21 protein-coding genes, 1 rRNA gene and 1 riboswitch are annotated in these 23,881 nt (G+C 68.7%); of the genes, 6 read left to right on the top strand and 16 right to left on the bottom strand.

The features are described 5' to 3' along the window. A complete protein-coding gene (locus tag ACWFR3_RS10700) occupies positions 1–873 on the bottom strand; it encodes a putative protein N(5)-glutamine methyltransferase (protein ID WP_453734205.1) in 873 nt (290 codons plus the stop codon). A 317-nt stretch (positions 874–1,190) separates the two neighbouring features. Here ACWFR3_RS10700 and ACWFR3_RS10695 point away from each other — a divergent pair, with 317 nt between their 5' ends. Continuing rightward, positions 1,191–1,619 carry a type II toxin-antitoxin system Rv0910 family toxin gene (locus ACWFR3_RS10695; protein WP_453734204.1) on the top strand — a complete coding sequence of 143 codons (429 nt, stop codon included), beginning with the start codon at positions 1,191–1,193 and terminating at the stop codon, positions 1,617–1,619. A 131-nt stretch (positions 1,620–1,750) separates the two neighbouring features. Here the strand turns inward: ACWFR3_RS10695 and ACWFR3_RS10690 are convergent, their stop codons facing one another. Then, a complete protein-coding gene (locus ACWFR3_RS10690; RefSeq protein WP_453734203.1) occupies positions 1,751–2,374 on the bottom strand; it encodes a PadR family transcriptional regulator in 624 nt (207 codons plus the stop codon). Positions 2,375–2,685: 311 nt separating this feature from the next. Between ACWFR3_RS10690 and ACWFR3_RS10685 the strand changes: the two genes are divergently transcribed. Next, entirely contained in the window at positions 2,686–3,507 is an 822-nt protein-coding gene (locus ACWFR3_RS10685; RefSeq protein ID WP_453734202.1) for a PhzF family phenazine biosynthesis protein, read from the top strand. 67 nt (positions 3,508–3,574) lie between these two features. On the opposite strand, the gene ACWFR3_RS10680 is transcribed toward ACWFR3_RS10685, so the two are convergent. After that, on the bottom strand, positions 3,575–4,375 hold the full coding sequence (locus ACWFR3_RS10680) for a CPBP family intramembrane glutamic endopeptidase (protein WP_344529486.1): 801 nt from the start codon (positions 4,373–4,375) through the stop codon (positions 3,575–3,577). Positions 4,376–4,542: 167 nt separating this feature from the next. Here ACWFR3_RS10680 and ACWFR3_RS10675 point away from each other — a divergent pair, with 167 nt between their 5' ends. Beyond that, on the top strand, positions 4,543–6,315 hold the full coding sequence (locus tag ACWFR3_RS10675; protein ID WP_453734201.1) for a substrate-binding and VWA domain-containing protein: 1,773 nt from the start codon (positions 4,543–4,545) through the stop codon (positions 6,313–6,315). A 51-nt stretch (positions 6,316–6,366) separates the two neighbouring features. Here the strand turns inward: ACWFR3_RS10675 and ACWFR3_RS10670 are convergent, their stop codons facing one another. After that, the gene (locus tag ACWFR3_RS10670) at positions 6,367–7,887 is read right to left on the bottom strand and encodes a glutamate--cysteine ligase (RefSeq protein ID WP_453734200.1); all 1,521 of its coding nucleotides are present in this window, start codon (positions 7,885–7,887) and stop codon (positions 6,367–6,369) included. A 494-nt stretch (positions 7,888–8,381) separates the two neighbouring features. On the opposite strand from ACWFR3_RS10670, the gene ACWFR3_RS10665 reads away from it, so the two are divergent. Both ACWFR3_RS10665 and ACWFR3_RS10660 read left to right on the top strand, forming a co-directional pair. After that, complete coding sequence (locus tag ACWFR3_RS10665) at positions 8,382–8,966, top strand: hypothetical protein (protein ID WP_453734199.1); 585 nt, start codon at positions 8,382–8,384, stop codon at positions 8,964–8,966. Between the two features lie 306 nt (positions 8,967–9,272). After that, the gene (locus tag ACWFR3_RS10660) at positions 9,273–9,479 is read left to right on the top strand and encodes a DUF5999 family protein (RefSeq protein WP_453734198.1); all 207 of its coding nucleotides are present in this window, start codon (positions 9,273–9,275) and stop codon (positions 9,477–9,479) included. Positions 9,480–9,579: 100 nt separating this feature from the next. On the opposite strand, the gene gcvP is transcribed toward ACWFR3_RS10660, so the two are convergent. Then, the gene (gcvP, locus tag ACWFR3_RS10655) at positions 9,580–12,465 is read right to left on the bottom strand and encodes an aminomethyl-transferring glycine dehydrogenase (RefSeq protein WP_453734197.1); all 2,886 of its coding nucleotides are present in this window, start codon (positions 12,463–12,465) and stop codon (positions 9,580–9,582) included. A 196-nt stretch (positions 12,466–12,661) separates the two neighbouring features. Further along, a riboswitch (glycine riboswitch) is annotated at positions 12,662–12,759 on the bottom strand. Between the two features lie 166 nt (positions 12,760–12,925). Here gcvP and ACWFR3_RS10650 point away from each other — a divergent pair. Continuing rightward, positions 12,926–13,306 (top strand): PRC-barrel domain-containing protein, encoded by a 381-nt coding sequence (locus ACWFR3_RS10650; RefSeq protein WP_453734196.1) that lies wholly within the window; start codon positions 12,926–12,928, stop codon positions 13,304–13,306. 46 nt (positions 13,307–13,352) lie between these two features. On the opposite strand, the gene ACWFR3_RS10645 is transcribed toward ACWFR3_RS10650, so the two are convergent. The 11 genes from ACWFR3_RS10645 to rrf all read right to left on the bottom strand — a co-directional run bounded on the left by ACWFR3_RS10645 (position 13,353) and on the right by rrf (position 23,717). Continuing rightward, positions 13,353–14,798 (bottom strand): DNA polymerase IV, encoded by a 1,446-nt coding sequence (locus ACWFR3_RS10645; RefSeq protein WP_453734195.1) that lies wholly within the window; start codon positions 14,796–14,798, stop codon positions 13,353–13,355. A gap of 84 nt (positions 14,799–14,882) precedes the next feature. Continuing rightward, positions 14,883–15,518: a MerR family transcriptional regulator gene (locus tag ACWFR3_RS10640; RefSeq protein ID WP_453734194.1), complete on the bottom strand. Its 636-nt coding sequence runs from the start codon at positions 15,516–15,518 to the stop codon at positions 14,883–14,885. Between the two features lie 172 nt (positions 15,519–15,690). Beyond that, positions 15,691–16,164, bottom strand: a complete 474-nt coding sequence (locus ACWFR3_RS10635) for a bifunctional nuclease family protein (RefSeq protein WP_006123076.1) — start codon at positions 16,162–16,164, stop codon at positions 15,691–15,693. 53 nt (positions 16,165–16,217) lie between these two features. Further along, positions 16,218–16,961 (bottom strand): transcriptional regulator FtsR, encoded by a 744-nt coding sequence (gene ftsR, locus ACWFR3_RS10630; RefSeq protein ID WP_453734193.1) that lies wholly within the window; start codon positions 16,959–16,961, stop codon positions 16,218–16,220. Positions 16,962–16,974: 13 nt separating this feature from the next. Further along, a complete protein-coding gene (locus ACWFR3_RS10625; RefSeq protein WP_453734351.1) occupies positions 16,975–17,943 on the bottom strand; it encodes an FHA domain-containing protein in 969 nt (322 codons plus the stop codon). 82 nt (positions 17,944–18,025) lie between these two features. Next, positions 18,026–18,898: a DUF881 domain-containing protein gene (locus ACWFR3_RS10620; RefSeq protein ID WP_453734350.1), complete on the bottom strand. Its 873-nt coding sequence runs from the start codon at positions 18,896–18,898 to the stop codon at positions 18,026–18,028. Between the two features lie 5 nt (positions 18,899–18,903). Next, positions 18,904–19,236, bottom strand: coding sequence for a small basic family protein (locus ACWFR3_RS10615; RefSeq protein WP_030794354.1), 333 nt, complete (start codon positions 19,234–19,236; stop codon positions 18,904–18,906). Continuing rightward, complete coding sequence (locus ACWFR3_RS10610) at positions 19,233–20,132, bottom strand: DUF881 domain-containing protein (protein WP_453734192.1); 900 nt, start codon at positions 20,130–20,132, stop codon at positions 19,233–19,235. Before ACWFR3_RS10610 ends, ACWFR3_RS10615 begins: the two co-directional genes overlap by 4 nt. An 89-nt stretch (positions 20,133–20,221) precedes the next feature. After that, positions 20,222–22,717, bottom strand: coding sequence for a sugar phosphate nucleotidyltransferase (locus ACWFR3_RS10605; RefSeq protein WP_453734191.1), 2,496 nt, complete (start codon positions 22,715–22,717; stop codon positions 20,222–20,224). Positions 22,718–22,830: 113 nt separating this feature from the next. After that, complete coding sequence (locus ACWFR3_RS10600; RefSeq protein ID WP_361195334.1) at positions 22,831–23,439, bottom strand: CDP-alcohol phosphatidyltransferase family protein; 609 nt, start codon at positions 23,437–23,439, stop codon at positions 22,831–22,833. Between the two features lie 161 nt (positions 23,440–23,600). Beyond that, positions 23,601–23,717 (bottom strand): 5S ribosomal RNA (gene rrf, locus ACWFR3_RS10595). Positions 23,718–23,881: the final 164 nt, after the last annotated feature.

The raw sequence follows: 23,881 nt of genomic DNA, 5'->3' as shown, positions 1-23,881 counted from the left end.
CTACGCGGGCAGCGTCCCGATGACGACGGTCGCGAACATCTCCTCGTCACTCACCGACCGCGGCACGAGACCGCCGTCGGCGACCGCTTCGAGGGCGTACGGAACCTGCCGCTCGCTCGTCTCGAAGAGCAGCCGCCCGCCGGGCGCCAGCCACCGCGCCGCCTCCGCGGTCACCCGCCGCAGCACGTCCAGACCGTCCGCGCCTCCGTCGAGCGCCACACGTGCCTCGTGTATCCGGGCTTCCGCCGGCAGAAGACCGACCTCTTCGGTGGGTACGTAGGGGACATTGGCCAGCAGTACGTCGACACGGCCTCGCAGCGCGCCGGGAAGCGGTTCATAGAGGTCGCCCTCGTACACCCGTCCTCCCACGTCGGCGACATTGCGCCGCGCGCACCGCACCGCGGCCGGGTCGATGTCGGCGGCGTAAAGGTCGACCCGGTCGACCGCGGCGCCGAGCGCGGCGCCCAGTGCTCCGGAGCCGCAGCACAGGTCGACGACGACCGCACCGGGCCCGGCACAAGCGGCGGCCTGCTGTACGAGGAACTCGGTGCGCCGCCGGGGCACGAAGACCCCGGCGTCCACGGCGATCCGCAGGCCGCGGAACTCTGCCCAGCCCAGAACGTGTTCGAGCGGCTGACCGGTGACGCGCCGCTCCACCATGGCGGCGAGTTCGGCGCGATCACGCGCGGTGGTGACGAGCAGCCTCGCCTCGTCCTCGGCGAAGACACAGCCGGCGGCGCGCAGCCTGGCGACGACGGCGGAAGAAGTGAGGGACGCCGGACGTGATGAAACAGATGCCTCAGAAGACGCAGCTGGCTCAGATGACGCAGATGGCCCAGCTGACGCGGAAGGTGACGAAGGTGAAGCCGACATGGGAAAAGGAACCTCTCGGGATGCCGATGGGGCTCCCTCGGTCACCTCGGGCACCTATGCCGGGTGGACCGCGCGGTCGCGAAGGGGGAGCGCCCTACCTGCTGCTGCGGTAATGGGTCTCACCTCCCTGGTCCGTCTGCCCGCGTCCGTCGCGGGGGAGGGCAACAGTACCCGACCGGTTCGGGAGCGGCGCCGCCGGAGCCACGCACCACCACATCTGACGGTTCATCAGTATTGAATGTTCCAGGCCCTGCGGCTACGTTCCGCGACACCGCAGCTGCGCCCCGCCGCAGCGCCCAACGAAAAGGGGTCGTCACATGGCCGAAGTCAGCGCGGAAGCACGGATCGAGGCGCCCGCCGAGAAGGTCTGGGCCCAGCTCACCGACTTCTCCACGTACGGCGAATGGAACGCCACGCACACGAGCTTCCCGAAGGGCGCGCCCACCACACTGGAGGCGGGCGGCACGTTCGCGGAGAACATGAAGTTGATGGGCTTCCCCGCCGAGGTCAACTGGACGATCGAGGAGCTGGAGAGCGAGCGCACGCTGGCCATCAGAGGCAAGGGCCCGATGGGCGTCACGGTCGGCACCCGCTATTCGCTGGCCCCCGAGGGGGATGCGACGAAGGTACGCATAGACGGCGACTTCACCGGCGCGGCGGTCTCCTTGATGGCGGGCAAGCTGAAGGATTCGGCGACGGCGGCGCTGAACGAGTCGCTGCGGAAGCTGGCGGGCCTGGTGGCCTGACGCTCCCCCGCCTTCGCCTTCACCTTCGCCTTCACCCCGCCCCGCTCCACCCCACCCCGCACGCAAAGAGGCGCCCCACACATAAGTGCGGGGCGCCTCAATGGCACTGGAGGTCAGCGACCCCCACCACCTCAGTCCTCATCTGCGAGGATCAGGTACAGCTTCTTGCGGGCGTCGTTGATGACCGTGAGAGCCTTCTCGCGCTGGTCCTTGCTGCCGGTCTTCCAGACCTGGCCGAACGCCTCCATCAGCCCGAAACCGGCCTGGCGGATCTCGTTCAGCGTCTCCCAGTCGACCCCGCGCCCGGCCTCTTCCCAAGGCGCGTCGGGGCCTTCGTCGGCCGCGGTGACGCCGGCCTCGGTGAGCGAGAAGAGCTTCTTGCCGCCCTCGCTCGCGCTGCTGATCAGGCCCTCGTCCTCCAGGAGCTGGAGGGTCGGGTAGACCGAACCGGGGCTGGGCTTCCACGCCCCGCCGCTGCGCTCGGCGATCTCCTGGATCATCTCGTAGCCGTGCATGGGCCGGTCCTTCAGGAGGGCCAGGATCGACGCGCGTACGTCGCCGCGGCGCGCCCTGCCCCGCGGACCGCCTCGGCCGCCGCGCCCGCCGCCCCAGGGGCCGCCGGGCCCACCGGGGCCGCCGAAACCGGGCCCGAAAGGCCCGAAAGCGGCGCGCCGCCCTTCGAAGCCGCCCCGACCCTCGTGGCCGGGACCGCACTTTCCACGTCCGTGCTCGTGTTCGTAACCGTGGGAACGCATAGCAATCACTCCTTCTGTGATCTTGCTTCTGTAGGTGATCTATCGCGCCATCGTTGATCTGTCGCGATGCGTCAACGATATATCGGAATAGTTCGCATGACAACCCCTTCCCGTGAGATGGGCGGAGCCGCAGGTCAGGGGGGTGCTGCAGACCGGAGCCGGTGCGGGCAGGCGGGCGGGCAGGCGGCTAGGTAGGCAGGCAGGGACCACCCTCAGACCGGGCCACCCGCCAATCCCCGCACCCCTGTTCAGTCCACCTACCGGCGATTGGCCTTGTCTTACCCCCGTATTGGCCCACTAGCGTCAGCTCCATGCCGACTTCTCATCGCATCCGCATCGTCGACGCCTTCACCGACCGCCCCTTCTCGGGCAACCCCGCGGGCGTCCTCCTCCTCGACTCCTTCCCCGACGACGCCTGGCTGCAGAACGTCGCCACGGAGGTCAACCACGCCGAGACCGCCTTCGCCCACCCCCTGCCCCCGGGAGGCGAAGCAGACTGGGCCCTGCGGTGGTTCACGCCCGCCACCGAGGTCGACCTCTGCGGCCACGCCACGCTCGCCACCGCCCATGTCCTCCAGGTCACCGGCACCGCCGAAGGCCCCGTACGGTTCGCCACCCGCAGCGGGGTGCTGACCACGACCGCGCACGCCGACTCCACCATCACGATGGACTTCCCGACCGCTCCGCTCACCCCGGCCGACGTCCCCGACGGCGCGGCCGAAGCCCTCGGCGCCGAGCCGCTCGCGGTGTACGACACCGGGGCGAACCTCGGTGACCTGCTCGTCGAGCTCGCGGACGAGAAGACGGTGCGCGCGCTCACCCCGGACCACAAGGCCCTGGCGCGGCACTCCCGGCGGGGCATCATCGCCACCGCGCGCGCCGAAGACCCCGCCGGCGGCTACGACTTCGTCTCGCGGGGCTTCTTCCCGCGCGTCGGCATCGACGAGGATCCGGTGACCGGCAGCGCCCACACGGCCCTGGCCCCCTTCTGGTCCGAGCGCCTCGGCCGCGCGGAACTCACAGGGCTGCAGGCGTCGGCCCGCAGCGGCCTGGTCCGCACGGAGCTGCGCGGCGACCGCACCCTCCTGACCGGCCGCGCGGTCACCGTCATCGAGGGCGACCTGTACGCCTGACAGCACTGTGGGGACGTACGACCCGGTCGTCGTACGTCCCCACGGCACCGCCGGTCCTGCCCGCCGCCTAAGGCGTGGGCAGCCACCCCACCTTCCCCGCGAGCAGCGCGTACCCGACGAACGCCCCGATATCGAGCAGCGAATGGGCCACCACCAGCGGCCCGACCCGCCCCCACCGCCGGTACAGGAGCACGAAGACCACGCCCATCGCCATGTTCCCGATGAACCCGCCGATGCCCTGGTAGAGGTGGTAAGAGCCGCGCAGCACCGAGCTGCCGACCAGCGCGGCCATCGGCGTCCACCCCAACTGCCCGAACCTGCGCAGCAGATAGCCGACGACGATCACTTCCTCAAGGACCGCGTTCTGCACCGCGGACAGCACGAGCACCGGGTACTTCCACCACACGTCCGGCAGGTCCTCCGGCACCACCGTCAGGTTGAACCCGAGCCCGCGCGCCGCCAGATAGAACGCGATCCCGGTACTGCCGATCACCGCGGCGATCGCCGCCCCGCGCCCCAGGTCCGGCCACGGCCGGCTGCGGTCGAAGCCGATCGTGCGCAGCCCGGCGCCCTCCCTGATCAAGAAATGCGCGACCAGCGCCACCGGCACCAACGCGGTCGTGATTCCGAACAATTGCCACGCGAGATCAAGCCACGGCCGCCCCGGAGCGGCGGACGCGTTCATGGTCGCCGCCTGATCCTTCAGACCGCCCGGTTTGGTGACTGATCCGACAAAGCTGATCAGGGCGGACACACCGCTCGCGCCCAGTGAAAGGGCCAGGACGAGCAGCGTCTCGTCCCGCAGGATCCGTCGCGATGGCCCCTCGCCCCGAAAAGAACCGGCCAACGGCCCGGACTCCGCTTGCACTCCGCCTCCAGTTGAGTAATCCCGCCTCATCCCCATCCCCGTCCCGCTAGGGTCTCGAAAGAAGTTACGAAGATCGTGCGCGACAGGCCGAGGGGGACGGACGCCGACTGCGGTCATGCCAACCCCCTCTTTCCTTGCTTCATCACTCAAGGAGGGGCACCACCGCCATGGGACGTCACAGCTTGCCCGATGAGGACGGGGCGGACGCACCCGACCCACGGCCACGCACCCGCGGCCGCACCGTGGCCATCGCGACGGCGCTCGTCCTGACGGTCGCGGCGGGCACGGCGGTAGCCGTCCGCAGCGATCTGCTGAGCTTCGGCGGTTCGTGCCGCGACGACGCGGTGGAGCTGGACGTCGTCGCCGCCCCGGACATCGCCCCCGCCCTGCGGACGGCCGCCGACGACGCGCGCGAGAAGGAGGTCACGTCGGACGGGTCGTGCATCGACGTACGGGTCACCGCCCGGGATTCGTACAAGGTCGCCGACGAACTGCGGGCCGGCAAGGGCGATCGGGAGTACGACGTGTGGGTGCCGGACAGCGAACTGTGGCTGCAGCGCGTCGGTCTGGGCAGCGAGCAGAACAAGGTGACGCCCGCGGGGAACATCGCCTCCTCACCGGTTGGCATGGCCATGATTCCTTCCGCCGCCGAATCCCTGGGCTGGCCCAGGAAGACGTACAACTGGCCGGAGTTGGCGGGCGCGGCGATGAAGAACGACAAGCTGCGGCTCGGCGCCGCCGACCCCGCGCGCAGTGCGACCGGTCTCCTGGCACTCGCCAAGCTGAGCGCGTCGGCCAAGAAGTCGGGCGGCAAGGATGGCGGCACACAGGCCGCCGGCATGGCCAAGGCACTGTCCTCGCGCACGACCGACAGCGACAGCCGGCTCGTGGACACGCTGGCCCGCGACTCCTCCGGCACCGAGAAGGGCAATCCGCGCCGCAACCAAGCGCTGATCCTCTCCGAACAGGCCGCGTTCGAGCACAACGCGTCCGCCGGTGAGGAGAACAGCCTGGACATGTTCTATCCGAAGGACGGCTCACCGCGTCTGGACTACCCGTACACGCTGGTCCAGGAGGACGAGCTGTCCACGGACCAGAGCCGCGCCGCCCTGCGCTTCATGACGCTGTTCAGCGACGACGAGGGGCGCGCGATCCTGGAGGAGCACGGTTTCAGGACCGGCGCCGAGGCCCCATCGGCGAAGCTCGTCACGGCGGCCGGCGGCCGCACCCCCCAGCCGTACGCGGCCGAGGCGAGCGAACCGCCCACCGAGAGGGAGCTCCAGGAGACGCTCGGCATGTGGACGATCACCGTCCAGAGCGCCCGGATCAGCACGGTCGTCGACGTCTCGGACTCCATGGGCGCGTTCGTGCCGGGCCAGAACCGGTCCCGGATGGAGGTCACCAAGTCCTCGCTGCTGCAGGCGCTCGCGGGATTCACCGACGAGGACGAGATCGGCCTGTGGGAGTTCGCCACCCTCCTGGACGGCGAGCGCGACTACCGCAAGCTCGTGCCCACCCAGCGGCTCGGTGACCGCAAGGGCGACGGCACCCAGCGGGACAAGGTCTCGGAGGCCTTCAGCGATCTGGCGCCCATCCCTGGCGGGGCGACCGGCCTGTACGACACCACGCTCGCGGCGTACAAGGAAGCCACGTCCACCTACGCGAGCAGCAAGTTCAACGCGCTCGTGGTGCTCACGGACGGCGTGAACCAGGACCCGGGCTCCCTCTCGCGCAGCAACCTCATCTCGCAGCTGGAGAACCTCTCCGACCCCAAGCGCCCGGTGCCGCTCATCGCGATCGCGGTCGGCCCGGACGCGGACAAGGACGAGGTGGTGCAGATCGCGGAGGCGACGGGCGGATCGGGTCACCAGGTCGACGACCCGGCGCAGATCCACGCGGTCATCCTCAAGGCGATCATGGAGGCGGGCAGCCACGGCTGATGCGGCCCGCCTCCGTGTCCTCAGCTTCCGTGTCCTCCAGCCTCCGTGCCCTCAGCTGAGGACGGCGGGCTCGGGCAGCCCCACCGGCCAGGTGTGCACGGGGTCGCCCGCATGCATCAGTTCGGCGTAGCGCCGGGTGGTGGCGGCGAGCGCGGCCTCGCGTTCGAGCCCGGTCTCCAGTGCCTGGTGGTACGTCGCCGCCTGCCAGGACGCCCCGTTCACCCGCCGCCTGCACCGCTCCTCGATGACGCCGAGGTAGAAGTCCCGGTCGGCGGGCTCGACACCCCATGCGTCGAGCCCCGCCGCGGCCAGCGGCAACAGTTCGTCGCGTACGAGAGCGACCGCGGGCACCTCGGCGATCCCTCCTCCGTAGCGGCCGCGCCGCGGCCACTGCAGACGGGCCTCGATGCCGTCGCGGCACGCAGTGTCGAAGTTGCGGGCCGCGGCCTCGAAGGGCAGCCGGGACCACACGGGCCTCGGCTCCTCGGCTAGGGCGCGTACGACGCCGTAGTAGAAGGCGGCATTGGCGATGACGTCGGTGACGGTGGGCCCGGCGGGCAGGACGCGGTTCTCCACGCGCAGGTGCGGAACGCCGCCCGCGATGCCGTACACGGGACGGTTCCAGCGGTACACGGTGCCGTTGTGCAGAACGAGTTCGCCGAGCTGCGGCACGCGGCCGTCGTCGAGCACCTCAAGGGGGTTCTCGTCGTCCAGGAGGGGAAGCAGCGCGGGAAAGTAGCGCAGGTTCTCCTCGAAGAGTTCGTAGGCGTCGCTGATCCAGCGCTCCCCGAACCAGGTCCGCGGCCGCACGCCCTGCGCCTGGAGCTCGGGCGGGCGGGTGTCGGTGGACTGCAGGAACAGCGGAGGGCGCGACTCGCGCCACAGCTCGCGCCCGAACAGGAACGGCGCGTTGGCGCCGACGGCGACCTGCGCCGCGGCGACGGCCTGCGCCGCGTTCCACACGTCGGCGAACCTGTCCGGCGTGACCTGGAGGTGCAACTGCACGGAGGTGCACGCCGCTTCGGGCGCGATCGACGCGGAGGTGCAGGTCAGCCGCTCCACCCCCTGGATGTCCAGGACGAATTCCTCGCCGCGCGCGGCCACGATCTGATCGTTGAGCAGTGCGTAGCGGTCGACGTCGGAGAGATTTCCCGAGACCAGGTCGTGGTGCGCGAGCGTCGGCAGAATTCCGATCATGACGATGCCGGCGTTCACTTCGTTCGCTTTCCGGTGGGCATAGGCGAGGCCTGTGCGCAGCTCCTCGGCGAGGCGGTCGAGAACACGTCCGCCCAAACGGTGCGGAGCGATATTGACTTCAAGATTGAACATCCCGAGTTCCGTCTGGAAGTCGCGGCTCGCGATGCGTTCGAGAACTTCCGCATTCAGCATTCTCGGCATGCCGTCGGGCCCCGCGAGATTCAGCTCGATCTCCACACCCATCAGGTTCTTGGGCCTGTCGAACCGCTCCTCGTCCAACAGCCTCCGCAGCCCCGCCAGACACTCCTTGAGCTTGATCCGGTACCGGTGCCGCTCGGCCAGGTCAAACGTTCCTGCTACGACCTTCTCCCCCATCGAAGCGTCCCTCCTCTGCTGGGCTCTGATGGGCAGCCAATGATCCGGCCGCTGTGTCTCGGAGGATGATGCCCTGCAATGTGATCGATAACGCCCCGCACATGCCCCCGGCCCAGTAGGCTCTACGCCATGTCCGGGCGGCACATTCACCAGGCATGAGGGTCGCCGCGGGAATCCTCGCGCCGAACCCTGGTGAAAAACGCCGATGAGAATCGGCCGTCCGCTCCCGCGAAGGGAGCCGAGGTCAAACGCCCGGGCTCATCAGGAACCGGGTTAAAGCCCGCAAAATGGCGACCGGATATCGCCTTGCGGGCAATATCGGGTGCGGTTAGACGAAACAATGCCTGAACACGTGTCGTATAAACTCCGCGAACGAGGCAGAGAGTTGGCGCTCGCGGTCCCCTGCCCGCCCCCCTCTGTCCCCGGAGCAGACAGCGACGTCCGCACCTGTCCTCGTTCCACCGTGCCTGTCGAAGTGAGAGAGGCGACCCATCATGCCGCTGCAAGTCCCCCCGGCTCCCGCGCCCGCCCTGCGCAGCGTCCTCGCGGCACTCGGTTCACCCACCGCCGTACGCGAAGCCCGAACCCCTTCCCTGCGCGCCGCGCAGGGTCCCGCAAGCCCCGAACTTCCTTTGCCCGTACACGTCCTGGACCGGATCACCCCGTCGGGTACCTCGCCCACCCGGCTCGCGGGGTGGCGTTTCCTGATCCGCTGCGGCGAGCGAGCCGTCGCCGCGGCGGACACGATGCTGACGCCTGACGGGTGGACCTTCTCCCACTTCTTCGAGGGCCCGTACATCGCGGCCACCGAACGCGCCCTGCGCCACGCCGAGGCGATGCAGATGCCTTATCAACCGCGCTTGTTGTCCGTACCCGAGCTTTACATGCTGACCCTGTGGCTGCACGGCGACTGCACCGCGGACGGCGCGGGCGGCAATCTCGCGCCCTCCGACATCCTCGTGCCCCTGGCGCCCGCGCCCCCCGGCATCGCGGCGCACCGCCCGCACCGCGCCGCGGAGCTTCTCCAGGTCCTCACCCACCGCATGACCCCGGCACCGCTGCTCGGCTCACCCGCCTGACCTCGCCGTACGTTCCCGTGCCCCGCCGCCGTTCCCGGCCGCGGGGCTCGGCGCGTCCTGTACCCATACGGACTAGCCCGGTATGACCACCCCGAACCACCCGAAGAGACACTGCAGTTGGGCTGAACCGTCCGGGCGGGTGATACGTCATTAAGCAGTAAGGAGCGCTGCCGCTAAATCCCTGCGGATTGACGTCCGTAGGGCAACACTGGGACCGGACCGATTGAACGGGGGGCGGCCATGAACGCCGCATCGAGCCGCAAGGCAGACGTCACAGCCATCACACCGCAGCGAAAGAACCCTTCCATGTGCCAGCACCAACCACCGTGCCCGACAGCCGACTCCGCAGACCGGGAAGCCGCGCGCCTCATGGCGAGCCACCCGGAGCAGGGCTGGAGCCTGCTGTGCAACGGCGTCCTCCTCTTCGAGGACACCGGTGAGCTGCTGCCGGACGGCCAGATCATCGCCCCGCACCGACCGCTGGGCACGGACGAGATCATGACCGCCGCTTGACGCATCAGCGACACGGCACGGACAACAGCACGGACAACAAAGGGGCCGACCCGGAGAGACAACCTCCGGACCGGCCCCCACGCATGTCGCGGACGCGATATCAGTCCTCGTACGCATCCAGCGGCGGGCAGGAGCAGACGAGGTTCCGGTCGCCGTACGCCTGGTCGATGCGGCGCACCGGCGGCCAGTACTTGTCCGCCGCGACGACCCCGGCCGGGAAGACCGCCTCCTCGCGGCTGTACGCGTGCTCCCACTCACCGCCGAGCACGGCGGCGGTGTGCGGCGCGTTCCGCAGCGGGTTGTCATCGGCGCTCCACTCGCCGCCGACCTTCTCGATCTCCGCGCGAATGTTGATCATCGCCTCGCAGAACCGGTCGATCTCGACCAGGTCCTCGCTCTCGGTCGGCTCGATCATGAAGGTCCCCGCGACCGGGAACGACATGGTCGGCGCGTGGAAGCCGTAGTCGATGAGGCGCTTGGCGATGTCGTCGACGCTGACACCGGTCGCCTTGCTCAGCGGGCGCAGGTCGATGATGCACTCGTGCGCGACGAGACCGCCGGGGCCGGTGTAGAGCACCGGGTAGTGCGGCTCGAGGCGCTTGGCGATGTAGTTCGCGGAGAGCACCGCGACCTGCGTGGCGCGCTTGAGGCCCTCGCCGCCCATGAGGCGTACGTACGCCCAGGAGATCGGCAGGATTCCGGCGGAGCCCCACGGCGCTGCGGAGATCGGCCCGACGCCCGTCTCGGGACCCGCGGCGGGCTGCAGCGGGTGGTTGGGCAGGTACGGCGCGAGGTGCTCACGGACACCGACCGGGCCGACGCCGGGGCCGCCGCCGCCGTGCGGGATGCAGAAGGTCTTGTGCAGGTTCAGGTGCGAGACGTCGCCGCCGAACTTGCCGGGCTGGGCGAGGCCCACCAGGGCGTTGAGGTTCGCCCCGTCGACGTACACCTGACCGCCCGCCTCGTGCACGGAGGCGCAGATGTCGGCGACATGCTCCTCGAACACACCGTGCGTCGAGGGGTAAGTGATCATGAGCACGGACAGCTCGTCACGGTGCTTCTCGATCTTGGCGCGCAGGTCCTCGACGTCGATCTCGCCGTCGTCGCTGGTCTTGACGACGACGACCTTCATGCCGGCCATCACGGCGCTCGCGGCGTTCGTGCCGTGCGCGGAGGACGGGATGAGGCAGACGGTGCGCTGCTCGTCGCCGTTGGCGCGGTGGTAGCCGCGCACGGCGAGCAGTCCGGCCAGCTCGCCCTGCGAACCGGCGTTGGGCTGCAGCGAGACCTTGTCGTAGCCGGTGACCTCGGCGAGCCGCTCCTCCAGCTCGCGGATGAGCGTCAGATAGCCCTGCGCCTGCTGGGCGGGCGCGAAGGGGTGCAGCTGGCCGAACTCGGGCCAGGTGACCGGCTCCATCTCCGTGGTCGCGTTGAGCTTCATGGTGCAGGAGCCCAGCGGGATCATGCCGCGGTCGAGCGCGTAGTCCCGGTCGGACAGCTTGCGCAGGTAGCGCAGCATGGCCGTCTCGGAGCGGTACTGGTGGAAGACGGGGTGCGTGAGGTACTCGTCCTCGCGCAGCAGACCGGCCGGGAGCGTGTCCCCGGTCTCCGCGTCGAGCGCCTCGACGTCGGCCTCGACACCGAACGCGGTCCAGATCGCGGTCAGTTGCTTGCGCGTGGTGGTCTCGTCGCAGGCCAGGGAGACGTGGTCGGCGTCGATCTGGTGGATGTTGACGCCGCCCTCGCGGGCCGCGGAGACGAGCTGCTCGGCCCGGCCCGGCACCCGCGCGGTGAGGGTGTCGAAGTACGCGCCGTGCACGACCTCGACCCCGCCCGCGGCGAGCCCGGCGGCGAGCACGGTGGCGTAGCGGTGGGTGCGGCGCGCGATGGACCTGAGGCCCTCGGGCCCGTGGTAGACCGCGTACATTCCGGCCATCACGGCGAGCAGCACCTGGGCGGTACAGATGTTGCTGGTGGCCTTCTCGCGGCGGATGTGCTGCTCACGGGTCTGCAGCGCGAGCCGGTAGGCCTTGTTGCCGTCGGCGTCGACGGAGACTCCGACGAGCCGGCCCGGCAGGCTGCGGGCGAACTTCTCGCGCACCGCCATGTAGCCGGCGTGCGGGCCACCGAAGCCCATCGGCACGCCGAAGCGCTGCGTGGTGCCCACCGCGATGTCGGCCCCGAGCTCACCGGGCGAGGTGAGCAGCGTCAGGGCGAGCAGGTCGGCGGCCACGGAGACTATGGCGCCGAGCTCGTGCGCCTGCTCGATGAGGGGCTTGATGTCACGTACGGCACCGGAGGCGCCGGGGTACTGGATCAGTACGCCGACGACACCGCGCTCGGCGACCTCGGCCGGGATGCCCTCGCTCAGATCGGCGACCACGACCTCGACGCCCGTCGGCTCGGCGCGGGTCTGGATCACGGCGATGGTCTGCGGCAGCGCGTCGGCGTCGACCAGGAAGACGCCGTCCTTGACCTTGCCCATACGCCGCGACAGGGCCATGGCCTCGGCGGCAGCGGTCCCCTCGTCGAGCAGCGAGGCACCGGAGGTGGGAAGGCCGGTCAGCTCGGCGACGACGGTCTGGAAGTTCAGCAGCGCTTCGAGGCGCCCCTGGGAGATCTCCGGCTGGTACGGCGTGTACGCGGTGTACCAGGCGGGGTTCTCCATGACGTTCCGCAGGATCACGGGCGGCGTGAAGGTCCCGTAGTAGCCGAGCCCGATCATGGAATCGAGAACCTGGTTACGGTCCGCCAGCGAGCGCAGCTCGGCCAGGACCTCGGCCTCGGTGCGCGCTCCGGGCAGCTTCAGCGCCTCGGCGTTCTTGATGACATCCGGTACGGCGGCGGCGGTCAGCTCGTCGAGCGAGCCGTATCCGACCTGCGCGAGCATCTTGGCCCGTGCTTCCACATCGGGGCCGATGTGCCGCTGCTCGAAGGGGATGCCCTGCTCGAGCTGTGAAAGCGGGATGCGAGGGGTGGCGGTCATTGCGGAGGCCTCCTGGTCTGACGCGACCTGCGAGGGGCACCACGGCACGGGTACCCGGACGGCCTCCCCCTCTGTCATCTCAACCTGAGAGTTTCACCGGGCCATGCCTGCGAGAGGCATCGTCCCGGCTTTCACCGTCGGTGAGGAAGGGTTCCGAACGTGCCCGCCCGACGCCCGCCCTGCTTTCCAGAGTGACCTCGTCCGTGCGGTACAGGGGCCTGAGAGATTCCGGGGAGGAGTTGCTCCTTCGGCGCCTCCGGTGTTTCGACCGGAGAGCTCTCCCGCACGGGGTCAGCAGCCATCCGCCAGCCTACCAGCGAGGACCACGGCCCATCCCTCGAGTGGCCGCCTGCCCCGAAGTGCTCTTTCGTAGTGATTACGAACGAACAAGGATGAGTTACGCCCCACTTCGACGAGCCTCGACCAGTTCTTCGACAAGCCTCGACCAGTTGGAGGGACCGTGCAGACCGATATCGATCCGCGCAACCTGATCGGCCGGAAGGCGTTCGACCTGAACGGGGCCAAGATCGGCACGATCGACGAGGTCTATCTCGACGACGCCACCGGCGCCCCGGAGTGGGCCGCCATACGCACCGGTCTGTTCAGCCGGGACGCGTTCGTCCCCCTGGAGCCCAGCGAGCTCAGGAGCGACGGCACCCTGCGCATCCCCTTCGAGCGCTCCCTGATCAAGGACGCCCCCGATTTCGGTGTGGGCCGCCACCTCTCCCCCGAACAGGAACTGCAGCTCTACCACCACTACGGCCTGGACATCACACCCCCGCAGTCCCCACCCCCACCGGACCAGAACTTCGGCAAGATCGCAGGCCAGGAGGGCACCTGAGGGCCTTGTTGCGGGCAGGCTTTCCGCAGGGCCAATGGGACCGGCGTCACAGCAGGGGGCACGGCTCGACCCCGTCCCCCGGCCGGGCCACCAAGGGCAACGGCTCCGCGGGCTCGAGCGAAGGATCATCGGTCCGAAAGGTCCGCACCCGCCCCGGCACTGCCGAAAGCGGCGTCTCGAAGCGGACCGTCACCCGCCCCAGGCCACTGCCCTGCACCCACCCGTGCCCGTACTCGGCATGCCGCACATCGTGCCCAGCGGCCCACCGCCGCTCGGCCGGCGCGACCGGCGCCTCGACGATTTCGGCCACGCCCTCCACGGGACTCTCCCCGTCCCGCTCCCCCGGCGCCTCCTCATGCGCCTCCCCCTCGGCGTTCCGCTGCACCTCCAGGGCCTCCGCCGCCTCTGCCTCGGCCTGCGCCTGGGCCTGCGCGAAGAGGTCCTCCTGCGTGTAGTCGGCGAGCCCCGTGACCCCCACCCCCAGAAGCCGCACGCCTCCGGTGGTGTCCACGGACTCCAGGAGCCGCGCGGCAGCCTCCCGCACCACCCCGGGGTCGTCCGTCGGCCCGCGAAGCGTCTCGGAGCGCGTCAGCGTCGAGAAATCGAACCGCCGCACCTTCAGCACGATGGTCCGCCCCGAGTGCCCCGCCGCCCGCAGCCGCTCCACACACCGCTCGGCGAGCCGCGCCACCTCACCCCTGACCCGTACCCGGTCATGAATGTCCACGTCGTACGTGTCCTCGACGCTGACCGACTTCGACTCCCGCTCCGCCACCACGGGCCGCTCGTCCCGCGCGAGGGCCATCGCGTACAGCGCGCTCCCGTGCGACTTCCCCAGGAGCCGCACGAGCTCGTCCTCACCGGCCCCGGCGATCTCCCCCACCGTCGTGATCCCGCCCCGCCGCAGATGGTCCCCGGTGGCAGGCCCGACACCGGGCAGCGTCCGCACCGACATCGGCCCGAGCAGGTCCCGCTCGGTCCCCGGCTCTATCAGCCGCAGCCCGTCCGGCTTGGCCTCCTCCGAGGCGATCTTCGCCAGCATTTTGGACGCGGCGAGCCCGACGGACCCCGCGAGCCCGGTCACCGCCTTGATGTCCGCCCGCAACCGCTCGCCCACGGCAAGCGCCGACGCCCGGTCGTCGGCCACGCCGCCCGCCTCCAGGTCGACGAAGGCCTCGTCCAGGCTGAGCGGCTCCACCAGCGGCGACAGTTCCCGCAGCAGCGTCATCACCTGGTCGCTGATCTCGCGGTAGAGCCCGAAGCGCGGCACCAGATAGGCCGCGTTGGGCGCCAGCCGCCGCGCCTGACCCATGGGCATCGCCGAGTGCACCCCGAACCTGCGCGCTTCGTACGAGGCCGTTGCCACCACGCCCCGCGGTCCGAGGCCGCCCACCACCACGGCTTTCCCGCGCAGACTCGGCTTCGCGGCCTGCTCGGCAGACGCGTAGAAGGCATCCATGTCGAGATGCAGAATCGTGGGCGCGGTTCTCACACCTCTGATGCTGCCCTATGCCACTGACAACGCCCCCGGAGCGCCACCCCGCACCGGAACCGAACCCTGGCTCCCACGAGCGCCTCACACGGCCCTGTTGCGCCGCCTCGCGAGCTCATCGGCGGGGTTCTGCCGCAGCAGCGTCTCCCCGGTGTCGATCCGCTCGCCGTGCAGCTGCGAGAGCGCCGCTTCCACGTCGCGCCACACGACACCCACGGCGATCCCGAAGACGCCCTGACCGCCCTGGAGCAGATCGTGGACCTCGTCGGGCGACGTGCACTCGTAGACCGTCGCGCCGTCGCTCATGAGCGTCATCCGCTCCAGGTCCGTGAAGCCGCCGTCGCGCAGATGCTGGACCGTGGTCCGGATGTTCTGCAGGGACACACCGGTGTCGAGGAACCGCTTCACGATCTTCAGGACCACGACGTCCCGGAAGCTGTAGAGCCGCTGGGTCCCCGATCCGCCCGCGGAGCGCACACTGGGCTCCACGAGCCCCGTACGGGCCCAGTAGTCGAGCTGTCGGTACGTGATGCCGGCGGCCGCGCACGCGGTCGGCCCCCGGTAACCGATCTGTTCCTGTTCGGACTGTCCGGACGTGGCGTCCCCGCTCCCCTGAACGCTCTCCTGAACCGCAATCGGCCTCTGCGGAGAGTGACCGGCCGTGCCGCTGTGAAACGGATACGGCCCACCCATCGCCGTACCGTCGCCGCTGCTTCTCACGCCGACCTCCGTCCTTGACCTGCCTTCTCGACGGTAGGCAGTCGCCAGGGGCTCGTCAACGATCGCCACACTCGGCACGCCGAGTGATAATCACCCTAAGAGTGGTTTGCCGTACCGCACCGCCGGGAAAGGCTAGCCGAATGGTCCGCCGGGACCCTACGGAATCGGCGGACTACTGGCTGTTGGTACCGAAGTCCTCGGGCGAGATCTGGTCGAGGAACTCGCGGAACTTCTCCACTTCGTCCTCCTGCTCGTCCGGAATGGCGATGCCCGCGTCGTCCAGGACACCGTCACTGCCGTAGATCGGCGTTCCGGTGCGCAGGGCGAGCGCTATGGCGTCGGACGGCCTCGCGCTCACCTCGACTCCGCTGGCGAAGACCAGCTCCGCATAGAAGACCCCTTCCCGGAGGTCCGTGATGCGCACCTCGGTGAGCTCCTGACCCACCGCCTCCAGCACGTCCTTGAACAGGTCGTGGGTCAGCGGCCGTGCGGGCGCCATCCCCTGCTGTGCGAAGGCGATCGCGGTCGCCTCCCCTGGTCCGATCCAGATGGGGAGGTAACGATCGCCTCCCACTTCACGCAGGAGCACGATCGGTTGGTTGGAGGGCATTTCCACCCGGACACCTACGACGTCGAGCTCGTTCACACAGCAACCCTAGGACGTGCCCGGCCGGTTTGGGTAGTCGGGCACCTCCCGAGTCAGGGCAACCGCACTCCGAGCGCCGTCTGTACCAGTGCAGAATGCAGCTTTCCGGTCAGCCCGGCGAGCTCCTTCGTACGGGCTTCCGCATGGGCTCTGGTCTGCGGGTTACGGTGCCGGCGCAGCGGCGCGACCACCTGGTCGACGAGGCCGGCCTCACGTTCGGCCGCCGACTTCATGGTGCGCAGATGTCTGGGTTCGATACCGAACCGCCCGAGTTCCACGACAAGCGCGGCGACCGTCACGGCCTCCGCGTCATAACCGCCGTCGGGCAGGGGCACGATGAGCCCGTACGTCTCCCAGTCGGCGAGCTGCTCCGCCTCGATCTCCGCGGCGGCGAGCAGCTCGGCACGGCCCACGCGGGCGGCAGTGGGCTCCTCGGCGTCACTCACGCCCCAGGCGTCACCCGGCTCGCGTGGTTGCCCCAGGGAGGGCAGTGGAGCCCTCTCTCCGCGCTCCAGGGCGTCCAGGTGCTCCCGGATGACCTTGAGGGGCAGATAGTGGTCCCGCTGCATCCTCAGGACGTGACCGAGCCGCTCGACGTCCTCCGGGCTGAACTTGCGGTAGCCGGACGGCGTGCGCTCCGGCTCGATGAGCCCTTCGGACTCCAGGAAACGGATCTTGGAGATCGTGACCTCGGGGAACTCGTCACGCAGTGCGTTCAGCACGGCGCCGATGCTCATCATCCGACGGTCCTCGGCGGCGGTGCCGTTCCCGGCACCGCCCCTCGGTGTTTGTGGCATGGCCCTTCCTGGGTCAGATACCGACGCCCCGCTGGCTGGCGTAGAAGACCAGCCGGTACTTGCCGATCTGCACCTCGTCGCCGTTCGACAGCGCGACCGAGTCGATGCGCTCCCGGTTGACGTACGTGCCGTTGAGGCTGCCCACGTCGGCGACGGTGAAGGACCCGTCCCCGAGGCGACGGAACTCCACGTGGCGACGCGAGACGGTCACGTCGTCCAGGAAGATGTCGCTCTGCGGGTGACGCCCCGCCGTGGTCAGCTCGCCGTCCAGGAGGAAGCGGCTGCCCGAGTTCGGCCCACGGCGCACCACGAGGAGCGCGGAGCCGAGCGGCAGTGCGTCAACGGCGGCCTGGGCCTCCGGCGAGAGGGCGGGCGAGGCGGTCTGCCCCGTCACCTCCGCGTCGTAGGCCTCCAGGCCCGAGATGGAGATCGTGGAGGTCGTCTCGGACGGACGCTCCGGCGCGGCCCCGGCCCGCAGCGGCGCGCCGCAGTTGGAGCAGAACCGGCTCGCCTCGGCGTTGCGGTTCCCGCACCTCGTACACACCAGGGCCATGGACGGATCCTCCTGCCGCGGCTGCCCCGCGGGGGCATTCGATGCGTACGGATCGGGGGTAAACCCTCCACCCGTACTTGAGGTTGACGGTTCTCCGAAACCTATGCGGCCCGCACCGGCAGGGTCAACAGACGACGCGCCCTGCGCGCCCGAATTGTCACCGCCTGGCCCACCGACCTGGTCACGGAACATCGGGCGCTCGCCGCCCTGCTCCCCGTCATCTCCATGGCGCGGGGCACGGTGCCGGGCAGTGGCGGGATTGCCGCTGTCCTCACGTGCACTCTTGCCGAACAACTTCGCAAACAACTTCACGGGCGATTCCCCTTGACCGAAACAGACCCGCCCGTGGGGCAGGACGAACCCTGATTGCACACACCGCCGTACATCGGCGGCACAGACATCCTCACAACGTCCGTATCCGCCAAACAGTTTCCACCACGCACCACGCTTACGATGCGCCGACCCCCCGCAACCTCATGCCCTCGACCGGCGGCCCCCATGCACCCCCGCCTCACTGGGACGACGACCGAGCGTAGTCAGGCCGCTTCGCCGCTCGCAAGGCGTCGACCACGATCTTCTCCGCTCGCGTCACGGTGACGGTGGCTTGCTCCTTCTCCAGAGTCTGCACCACGCCACCTGGGATGTTCAGCGCCGGCTCGAGGTCCTGCGGCTTGCCGATCACCTTGAACCGGTAGGGCTTGCCGACCTTGCGGCCGTCCACCCGTACACCGCCACTGTCCGTATCCGACAGATAGGTGTTGGCCACTACGCGTACATCATTGATCTGGATGGCCTCGGCACCCGCGGCGCGCAGCTCCTGAATGGCGTCGAGCAGCATGTCCGCCTCGACCGACCCCTTCTTGTCATCGATGGTCAGCGTGATTCCAGGACCCTGCGCCGCCACGGTGCCCGCCAGAATGCCGAGTTGTCGTTCCTTCTCGACAGTCTGCTTGCGAGCCTCCTCGGCCTGGTCCGAGCTGTTCTCAAGCCCGGTGCGCTGATCCTCGAGACGCTGCTTCTCACCTTCCAGACGCTGTGTACGGTCATCCAGTTCATCGAGGATGCGTACGAGATCTTCTTGGCGCGCGCCACGCAGGGCACTGCTGTCGTTGTTGGAACGCACCTGGATGGCCAGGCCGAGCCCCAGCACGAACAGCAGCAGGGCGACGATGAGTTGAGGACGCGTGACGCGCGGCGGCCACAGGCCCTTCGCCAGCCGCTGACGGCCGCTCTGCGACGCCTGCCCGTCCTTGGCCCGTACCTGCTCGTCCTGCTGGGGTGTCGCGCCCTCCACGGGCTCCTCAGGCTTCGCGGGCGGGCCCTGCACCTCGGCGGGAAGCTCCCTGCTCCGGTTGTCGCCCCCGGGCGTCTCTTGCGTACCCATCCGCGTCACGCCCTGAAGATGTGTCGGCGGATGGCGGCGGCGTTCGAGAAGATCCGGATACCGAGGACCACCACGACACCGGTGGACAGCTGTGCGCCGACGCCCAACTTGTCGCCCAGGAACACGATCAGGGCGGCGACGACCACGTTCGAGAGGAACGACACCACGAAGACCTTGTCGTCGAAGATCCCGTCGAGCATCGCGCGCAGGCCTCCGAACACCGCGTCGAGTGCCGCCACCACGGCGATCGGAAGGTACGGCTCGACCACGGCCGGAACCTCGGGCCGGACCAACAATCCGGCCACGACTCCCACGACGAGGCCCAGTACGGCGATCACGATGTGCCCTTTCCTGCCTTCGGCTCTGCTGTACGTACGGTCACACTCGGTGCTGCCGGCAGTCGGACGTCGTCATGGGCGGAAATGCTGGTCCGGACCCCGAAGTTCTCCTGCAGAGCATGCAGATACTGACCGTCGCGACTGTTCTGGAAACGCGTGCTCAAGCGCTGCCCGTCACCCACCGCAAGCACCGTATAGGGCGGCACCAGCGGCTTGTTGTCGACCAGTATCGCGTCACCCGCGGCCCTGATCGCCGACAGGGCCGTCAGTCGCTGGTCATTGATGGCGATCGCCTCCGCACCGGACTGCCACAAGCCGTTGACGACCCGCTGCATGTCTCGGTCCCGCACCCGGCCGGTGTCGGAGAATCCCGCACTCTCCCGCGGCCCGCCCCCGCCCTGGTCGGCTTCCTTGGCATCGTCCACCACAAGCTTCACACCGCGCCCGTGGACCTTGGTGGCGCCGGAGAGCAGGGACACCAACTCACCCTGGCTGCCCCCGTGTTTCTTCAGTGCCTCGCGCTGCCGTTCGCCCACGTCGTCGCGGAGCGTCTCGACATCACCCTCGAGCTCATCGGCGTCCGAGGTCGCCGACTCGATCCGGTCGATGAGCTCGCCGCGCTCCTTGGCGACCACCGGAGCGGCTATCCGCGCCTGCGCGGCACCCACCGTGACCACCAGGGCGGCGAGGACAAGTCCGAGCGCGAGTCCGAGCTTCGCCCGCAGCGGACGCGGCATTCCACCGTCGCCCTGCGCCTTCTTGCGGGCCGCCGCCTCGGCGTACCCCTCGTCCAGGCTGTGGTCCATGACCGTGGTCAGCAGCGACATGGAGGCGTCCGGGCGCCGGGGGCGCGAGGGGGTGCTCCGAACGGGGGGCTGCTGCGGCATGCCGCACATCGTCGCACGTCGCGGGCCTTACCTCCGAATGGCCCCACCGGCGTGCCGGACAGCACCCCTTACGGGTGCCGTCCGGCCCGTGCCGCCGGTCAGCGACCGGCGCTGTCCACCACGGCCGACCACTCGTCGAGCAGCGCCTGAGCGGACGCGTCGTCCGGTCCCTCGGCCCACAGATGAGTGACGGCCTCAGCGGGATCGGGCAGCACAAGGACCCATCGCCCGTCGGCCTCCACGACCCGCACACCGTCGGTCGTGTCCACCGACCGGTCCCCCGCAGCCTCCACGACGGTCCGCATGACGAGCCCCTTGACCGCCCAGGGCGTCGCAAGGTCACGCCGCAACACATGCGCACGCGGGATACGGGCGTCGATCTGGCTCAGCGTGAGCTGCGTCCGTGCGACAAGACCGATGAGCCGCACGAAGGCTGCCGTACCGTCGAACACGCTGCTGAACTCGGGGATGATGAATCCACCGCGGCCGTCGCCGCCGAAGATGGTCGACTCATCGCGCCCCACGCGCGTCAGATCGTCGGGTGACGTGGTCGTCCAGTCGACCTGCGTCCCGTGGTACGCGGCCACCTGCTCGCCGATGCGCGTCGTCGTCACCGGCAGCGCCACCCGCCCGCTGCGGCGTTCCGCGGCTACCAGGTCGAGCATGACGAGCAGCGCACGATCGTCCTCGATGATCCGCCCCTTCTCGTCGACGAGCGAAAGCCGCTCACCCACGGGGTCGAACCGCACGCCGAAGTCGGCACGCGAGGACGCCACGATCTCACCGAGCCGCACAAGGCCCGACCTGCGTGCCTCGTAGGTCTCGGTCGGACGCGACTCGTCGAGACCCGGGTTGATGGTCAGCGCATCGACGCCGAGACGGCCGAGCAGGCTGGGCAGCACAAGGCCCGCACTGCCGTTGGAGGCATCGACGACAACCTTCAGATCCGACTCGGCCACGCCTGTGGTGTCGACATTGCGCAGCAGCGAACCGGTGTAGGAGTCGAAGACGCTGGACGGGAAGTGCAGATCCCCGATCTCCCCGGGGAACGCCCGCCGGTACTCCTGACGCGCGTACACCCGGTCCAGCTTGCGCTGGCTCCCCTGCGACAGGTCGGCCCCGCGCGCGTCGAAGAACATGATGTCGACGGAGTCGGGCGCCCCTGCCGTCGTCCGGATCATGATCCCGCCGGCACTGCCCCGAGCCGTCTGCTGCCTCGCTACGGGCAGCGGTACGTTCTCCAGATCTCGTACGTCGATGGCGCTGGCCTGCAGGGCCGAGATCACCGCTCGCTTCAGGGCCCGCGCGCCTCGCGAGTGGTCACGCGCCGTGGTGACGGTCGACCCCTTCTTGAGGGTCGTGGCGTACGCCCCCGCCAGCCGTACCGCGAGCTCGGGCGTGATCTCCACGTTCAGGATCCCGGAGACCCCACGCGCACCGAAGAGGTGGGCCTGGCCCCGCGACTCCCAGATGACGGACGTATTGACGAACGCGCCGGCCTCGATCGTCTTGAACGGGTAGACCCGCACATTGCCCTGAATAATCGATTCCTCACCGACGAGGCACTCATCGCCGATGACGGCGCCGTCCTCGATACGGGAGGCCCGCATGATGTCGGTGTTTCTCCCGACGACACAGCCCCGCAGGTTGCTGTGCTGGCCGATGTAGACGTTGTCGTGCACGACGGCCTTGTGCAGAAACGCCCCGGTCTTGACCACCACGTTCGAGCCCACGACCGTGTGTTCACGAATTTCGGCGTCCGCCTCGACCTTTGCGTAGTCGCCGATGTAGAGCGGCCCGCGCAGCGTGGCATCGGGGTGTACCTCGGCCCCTTCGGCGACCCACACACCCGGTGAGATCTCGAAGCCGTCGAGCTCCACGTCGACCTTGCGCTCGAGCACGTCGGCCTGAGCCTTGACGTAGCTCTCGTGCGTGCCGACGTCCTCCCAGTAGCCCTCGGCGATGTACCCGTAGACGGGCTTGCCTTCCTTCATCAGCTGAGGGAAGACATCCCCGGACCAGTCCACCGACACATCGGCGTCGACATAGTCGAAGACTTCGGGCTCCATGACGTAGATGCCCGTATTCACGGTGTCGGAGAAGACTTGCCCCCAGGTCGGCTTCTCCAGGAAGCGCTCGACCTTTCCTTCTTCGTCCACGATGGTGATGCCGAATTCCAGCGGATTGGGAACGCGCGTCAGACAGACGGTGACAAGCGCGCCCTTCTCCTTGTGGAAGTTGATCAGCTCGGTGAGATCGAAATCAGTCAGAGCATCACCGGAGATCACAAGGAACGCATCATCCTTCAATGCTTCCTCGGCGTTCTTCACACTCCCGGCAGTGCCGAGTGGCTTCTCCTCATTGGCATAGGTGAGCTCCATCCCGAGCTCTTCACCATCGCCGAAGTAATTCCTGACCAGCGAAGCCAGGAACTGGACTGTTACCACGGTCTCGGTGAGCCCATGCCTCTTGAGCAGCCGCAGCACGTGCTCCATGATGGGCCTATTGGCCACAGGCAGGAGCGGCTTGGGCATACTCGAGGTCATAGGGCGAAGGCGCGTGCCTTCGCCTCCGGCCATTACGACGGCCTTCATGTCGGAAGCGTCCTCCTCAATAGGCGACGATCTAGCCGACTTAGCCCGCCAAATTAGGCCCGCATATCTGACTTACGGGTCTGCAAGCCTCTACAGCTGCCGAATCGGCGAGCTCAATCGGCCGTGACGTCCGCACGGACAAGCCGGCGGACCTGAACCACGTAGAGGATCCCTGCCCACCAGTACAGAGTTGTACCCCATCCTGCGAACGCCCATCCGAAAATAGCAGCGAGAGTGTTGATCCAGCCACTGCCGTCACTGAGGAGCAGTAGCGGAAAGGCATACATCAGGTTGAAGGTCGCTGCCTTGCCGAGGAAGTTCACCTGCGGCGGCGGATAGCCGTGGCGTCTGAGGATCCCGACCATCACCAGGAGAACCAGCTCGCGCAGGAGCAGCACCGCGGTCAGCCAGAGCGGGAGAATCTCCCGCCACGTCAGCCCGACCAATGTCGACAGGATATAGAGCCGGTCGGCAGCCGGGTCGAGCAACCGTCCGAGGTTGCTGATCTGGTTCCAACGGCGGGCCAGCTTGCCGTCGAGATAGTCACTGATGCCGCTCAGCATCAGCACCAACAGCGCCCAGTGATCACTCTTCGGCCCGCCGAACTCGGGCCTGAGGATCAACCACAGGAAGAGGGGTACGCCAAGGAGACGCGCCATGCTGAGGATGTTCGGGATGGTGAGGACCCGGTCCGTCTGGACGCGAGTCTCCTGGACCTCCACCCGGGGGCCTCCTGTGGGAAACGAGCCGATGATGCCTCCTGACCTTACCCTCAGTTGTCAGCCGGCGGTGCAGAGGGGTAGCCAAGGGGCGGAAAGGGTCCAGAAACACAAAAAGCCGTGGTCCCTGGACAATAAGTCCAGGGACCACGGCTATAAGTAAAGTTCGGCGGCGTCCTACTCTCCCACAGGGTCCCCCCTGCAGTACCATCGGCGCTGTGAGGCTTAGCTTCCGGGTTCGGAATGTAACCGGGCGTTTCCCTCACGCTATGACCACCGAAACACTATGAAACTGTCAACCGCACCGCAGTCGTGGCCCGACATACGGGGTTGTTCGTGGTTTCAGAACCAACACAGTGGACGCGAGCAACTGAGGACAAGCCCTCGGCCTATTAGTACCAGTCACCTCCACCCGTTACCGGGCTTCCAGATCTGGCCTATCAAC

The organism is Streptomyces sp. NPDC055189 (assembly GCF_053606765.1).
The sequence above is the reverse complement of the archived record's forward strand: the minus strand, read 5'-3'. Positions and strand labels throughout refer to the sequence as shown.

What these genes read in the sequence shown, in the direction of transcription:
- ACWFR3_RS10700 (WP_453734205.1), bottom strand. Translation starts at nt 873, where the DNA reads ATGTCGGCTTCACCTTCGTCACCTTCCGCGTCAGCTGGGCCATCTGCG.
- ACWFR3_RS10695 (WP_453734204.1), top strand. Translation starts at nt 1,191, where the DNA reads ATGGCCGAAGTCAGCGCGGAAGCACGGATCGAGGCGCCCGCCGAGAAG.
- ACWFR3_RS10690 (WP_453734203.1), bottom strand. Translation starts at nt 2,374, where the DNA reads ATGCGTTCCCACGGTTACGAACACGAGCACGGACGTGGAAAGTGCGGT.
- ACWFR3_RS10685 (WP_453734202.1), top strand. Translation starts at nt 2,686, where the DNA reads ATGCCGACTTCTCATCGCATCCGCATCGTCGACGCCTTCACCGACCGC.
- ACWFR3_RS10675 (WP_453734201.1), top strand. Translation starts at nt 4,543, where the DNA reads ATGGGACGTCACAGCTTGCCCGATGAGGACGGGGCGGACGCACCCGAC.
- ACWFR3_RS10670 (WP_453734200.1), bottom strand. Translation starts at nt 7,887, where the DNA reads ATGGGGGAGAAGGTCGTAGCAGGAACGTTTGACCTGGCCGAGCGGCAC.
- ACWFR3_RS10665 (WP_453734199.1), top strand. Translation starts at nt 8,382, where the DNA reads ATGCCGCTGCAAGTCCCCCCGGCTCCCGCGCCCGCCCTGCGCAGCGTC.
- ACWFR3_RS10660 (WP_453734198.1), top strand. Translation starts at nt 9,273, where the DNA reads ATGTGCCAGCACCAACCACCGTGCCCGACAGCCGACTCCGCAGACCGG.
- gcvP (WP_453734197.1), bottom strand. Translation starts at nt 12,465, where the DNA reads ATGACCGCCACCCCTCGCATCCCGCTTTCACAGCTCGAGCAGGGCATC.
- ftsR (WP_453734193.1), bottom strand. Translation starts at nt 16,961, where the DNA reads ATGCCACAAACACCGAGGGGCGGTGCCGGGAACGGCACCGCCGCCGAG.
- ACWFR3_RS10620 (WP_453734350.1), bottom strand. Translation starts at nt 18,898, where the DNA reads ATGGGTACGCAAGAGACGCCCGGGGGCGACAACCGGAGCAGGGAGCTT.
- ACWFR3_RS10610 (WP_453734192.1), bottom strand. Translation starts at nt 20,132, where the DNA reads ATGTGCGGCATGCCGCAGCAGCCCCCCGTTCGGAGCACCCCCTCGCGC.
- ACWFR3_RS10605 (WP_453734191.1), bottom strand. Translation starts at nt 22,717, where the DNA reads ATGAAGGCCGTCGTAATGGCCGGAGGCGAAGGCACGCGCCTTCGCCCT.